The organism is Mycobacterium sp., assembly GCF_035653355.1.
In the GTDB taxonomy this organism is placed as follows: domain Bacteria; phylum Actinomycetota; class Actinomycetes; order Mycobacteriales; family Mycobacteriaceae; genus Mycobacterium.
In genome coordinates, this window is record NZ_DASRBZ010000656.1 from 1 (window position 1) to 3,546 (window position 3,546).

At 66.7% G+C, this 3,546-nt stretch carries 4 protein-coding genes and 1 pseudogene; all 5 read left to right on the plus strand.

What is annotated here, in order from left to right; genetic code table 11:
* Positions 1-361 precede the first annotated feature (361 nt).
* Positions 362-496 carry a hypothetical protein gene (locus VFA16_RS22495; protein WP_324969963.1) on the plus strand — a complete coding sequence of 45 codons (135 nt, stop codon included), beginning with the start codon at positions 362-364 and terminating at the stop codon, positions 494-496.
* 310 nt (positions 497-806) lie between these two features.
* Positions 807-1,661, plus strand: a complete 855-nt coding sequence (locus VFA16_RS22500) for a PPE family protein, SVP subgroup (RefSeq protein ID WP_324969964.1) — start codon at positions 807-809, stop codon at positions 1,659-1,661.
* A gap of 73 nt (positions 1,662-1,734) precedes the next feature.
* Complete coding sequence (locus tag VFA16_RS22505; protein ID WP_324969965.1) at positions 1,735-2,937, plus strand: PPE family protein; 1,203 nt, start codon at positions 1,735-1,737, stop codon at positions 2,935-2,937.
* A 120-nt stretch (positions 2,938-3,057) separates the two neighbouring features.
* The gene (locus VFA16_RS22510) at positions 3,058-3,354 is read left to right on the plus strand and encodes a WXG100 family type VII secretion target (RefSeq protein WP_324969966.1); all 297 of its coding nucleotides are present in this window, start codon (positions 3,058-3,060) and stop codon (positions 3,352-3,354) included.
* 52 nt (positions 3,355-3,406) lie between these two features.
* Positions 3,407-3,546, plus strand: a pseudogene (locus VFA16_RS22515) (type VII secretion protein EsxI); the annotation flags it as partial.

Below are 3,546 nucleotides of genomic sequence, written 5' to 3' on the forward strand. Positions count from 1 at the left end.
GGTCCCTGGATCCGCCTGTACGTTAAGCGGCGGTTAAAGAACCCTCACTTGAGTTGCAAAAGGCCTGCCTCGGGCGCCACATCGGAAACGCAGCATGGCCTGCGCTGCCGCCGGGGCCGGTGACAGCGGGAGCAGCGGCCGCCAACTCGGCGCTTTGCGGGAATCGCGTCGGCGTCCGCAAATCCGTCCGAGCGTCATGATTATGTCAGCAAACCAGCCCCGCGCGTTAAAAAGCCGTTAACAACGGCTCACTGACCGCTGCCTGAGGGTAACCGTGGAGCCGTGGCATCGCTAGCACGCCACCACGACAGTGGCTGACCCACTTAGGGGTCGGCTTTGTTTGCGCGTTAGGAGGGGGCCAATGTCCGTCGTGACTACACAGCCGGGCGTGTGGAGGGGAGCCGCCGGCACTATTCAGCGCATCGGCTTAGCGCTGGCCGCCGCAGCCGGGGCAAAGGTGTCGTTTCCCCAACGGCCGACGAAGTTTCCCCACTAACGGCGACCGAGGCCGCCGCGGCGGACCCGATGCAGGCGGCTGGGTCTGGCCGGCGCAATCGCCGGGCAAAACGCTTACGACGACGCTGAATCGCCTGGCACGCAAAGCCGTTGGCTTTCGCATCGGTACCCGGGACCGAGTCGAGGCCATCCACCCCGCTGACCTCGACGACGCAACGGCCCCATCCGCCTAAGACCGCCGGACACGACCACCCATGGTTAGCAACCTGAAACCGCTTGTCAGACACCACCCCTGTGATCACCGCGGCCGTGCCGCCCACGGCCGGCCCCTATTTCCCTGAGGAGGACGGATGTCATTCGTGACCACACTGCCCATAGCGTTGGAGGCCGCAGCCGGCAAGCTCGAGGCTCTCGGCTCCGCGCTGGCCGCTCAGAACGCGGCCGCCGCCGCGCCGACAACCGGCGTCATTCCCGCTGCCGCGGACGAAGTGTCCGCTCTGCAGGCGACGCAGTTCAGCGCGTATGGCACCTGGTACCAGCAGGTCAGCGCCCAAGCCACGGCGGTTCACCAGGCGTTTGTGAACACTCTCGGCGCCAGCGCCGGTTCCTACAGCACCACCGAGGCCGCCAACCAGGTCGCCACGAGTGCTGCGGCCGATCCGCCGAGTCTTCTGAGTCTGCTAAGTCCGATCATCGGGACACCCGCATACACCGATGGCGGACTGTTGTCGAACAACCCCGCCAGCCTTCTGAACATCAACGGCGGGACGTGGGGTGCGGCCGCTTCGGACTTGTGGTCATTAAGCGGCGGTGGCCTTCTTCCCAGCAATAACGGTCCTACCGCTGTTCCCGCCGAGGGCGCCGAAACCGCGGCGGTGGCAGGCGCAACCCAACCCGCGGCCCAGGCGGCTCCGGCGGCCCCGACAGGCGGCGGGGCCCCAGTGCTGGCCGGCGTGGGGCAAGCCTCCTCGGTTGGCCGGCTGTCGGTGCCGCCCAGTTGGGCCGGCGAGGCCAGCCCAGTATCCAGCCCTGCACCGGCGAGATTGGCAGGCGTGGGCTGGACTGCCGCAGCGCCGGAAAGCACACCGGTGGCCGCCGTGCCGGCCGGCATGCCGTCGGTGGCCACCGCCGGCAAAGCCGCCGGCTTGGGTGCGCCACGCTACGGCGTCAAGCCGACCGTGATGCCAAAACCGGAAGTCGTCTGACGGTCGAAACGCGAAATGCGCTCGAAGCCAGCGACTTATCAGCGGAACTACAGCTTGAAGGAACGGAATACAAATGTTTGATTTCGGAGCACTACCCCCAGAGATCAACTCCGCACGGATATACGCCGGTCCCGGCTCGGGACCGATGATGGCCGCCGCGGCGGCTTGGAACAGCCTGGCCGCCGAACTGGGCTCGACGGCCGCCGCCTACCAGTCGGTGATCGCCGAGCTGACCAGCGAGTGGATGGGCCCGTCGTCGGCGGCAATGGCCGCGGCGGCGCAGCCGTACGTGGCGTGGATGAGCTCCACCGCCGCTGCCGCTGAGCGCGCGGCGGCACAAGCCACCGCATCGGCGGCTGCCTATCAGACGGCGTTTGCGATGACGGTGCCCCCGCCGGTGATCGCGGCGAACCGGGCACAGTTGGCGGCACTGGTGGCCACCAACATCCTGGGCCAAAACACCCCGGCGATTATGGCGACCGAGGCCCACTACATGCAGATGTGGGCCCAAGACGCCGCGGCCATGTACGGCTACGCCGCCTCCTCGGCCAGCGCCGGCACGCTGAACCCGTTGACCGACCCGGCGCCGATCGCCAACCCCGGCGCAATGGTCGGTCAAGCCGCCGCAGTCGGCCAATCCGCCGCGACCGCCACGGGCTCGCAAGCCGGTCTGCCACAGCTTGTTTCAACCCTGCCCAGCGCCGTGCAAACGCTTGCCTCCCCGCTGGCTGCCCCCGCAGACCCGCCGGGAATCCTGGGCACGGTCAACGACTTCTTCGGGATCCCGGTCGTGTCGAATTCGATCAACAGCGCCAACAACGTTGTGGCATGGAACGTGATGAACATCATCCCGAACATGATCCTGCTCCAGAACGCGCTCGGGAACGCCAACGCCCCTGCTGCTGGCGCCGCTGGCGCGATGAGCGCCGAAGCTCCTCTCGCCGGTGGTTTGGCCAGCCCCGTTCTGGCGGGCACGTCCGCGCCGGCGGGTGCTGCCGGCTTCGGCGCGGCGCCGGTGATGGCGGGCATGGGACAAGCATCCGCGGTCGGAAAGTTGTCTGTGCCGACCGGCTGGTCGGCGGCCACACCACAGGTGAGCTCGGCCTCGGCGTTGGAGGGCACGGGCTGGGCCGTTGCCGCCGAAGAAACCCCGCCGGTGGCGACCATGCCGGCCGGAATGCCTTCGGTGGCTTCAGCCAGCCGCGCCGGCGCCGGCTTCGGCGCGCCGCGCTACGGCTTCAAACCCACCGTGATGCCGAAAACCGTCCTGGTATGACGAAAAAAGGGGGAACATGAAACTTGCTTGAATCCAGGCGTTAATCACCACGCCCTACCCTGTCCACCGGGCGGCTTTGCCGCACCGACGATTGAAGACTTCGAGATAAGGAGATATCCGATGCCCACCCGTTTTATGACCGACCCCGACCAGATGCGGGCGATGGCGGGCCGTTTTGACGTGCACGCTCAGACCGTTGAGGACGAGGCCCGCAAGATGTGGGCGTCGTCGGTCAACATCGCCGGTGCCAGCTGGAGTGGTGCTGCACAGGCCACCTCCTACGACACCATGGGTCAGATGAATCAGGCCTTCCGCAACATCGTCAACATGCTGCACGGTGTGCGCGACGGTCTGATCCGCGACGCGAACAACTACGAGCAGCAAGAGCAGGCCTCTCAGCAGATCCTGCGCAGCTAGTCGCGAATACCTTAGCTACCAAGGCTTTCCGATAATTCAGGAGGATTAGACCATGAGCATTAACTATCAGTTCGGCGACGTCGACGCGCACGGTGCGACGATTCGGGCGCAGGCTGCGGCGTTGGAGGCCGAGCACCAGGCGATCATTCGTGACGTGCTGGCCGCCGGTGACTTCTGGGGTGGCGCCGGTTC

Bases quoted from the DNA above. Each gene is read 5' to 3' on its own strand.
- VFA16_RS22495 (WP_324969963.1), top strand. From the start codon at position 362: ATGTCCGTCGTGACTACACAGCCGGGCGTGTGGAGGGGAGCCGCCGGC.
- VFA16_RS22500 (WP_324969964.1), top strand. From the start codon at position 807: ATGTCATTCGTGACCACACTGCCCATAGCGTTGGAGGCCGCAGCCGGC.
- VFA16_RS22505 (WP_324969965.1), top strand. From the start codon at position 1,735: ATGTTTGATTTCGGAGCACTACCCCCAGAGATCAACTCCGCACGGATA.
- VFA16_RS22510 (WP_324969966.1), top strand. From the start codon at position 3,058: ATGCCCACCCGTTTTATGACCGACCCCGACCAGATGCGGGCGATGGCG.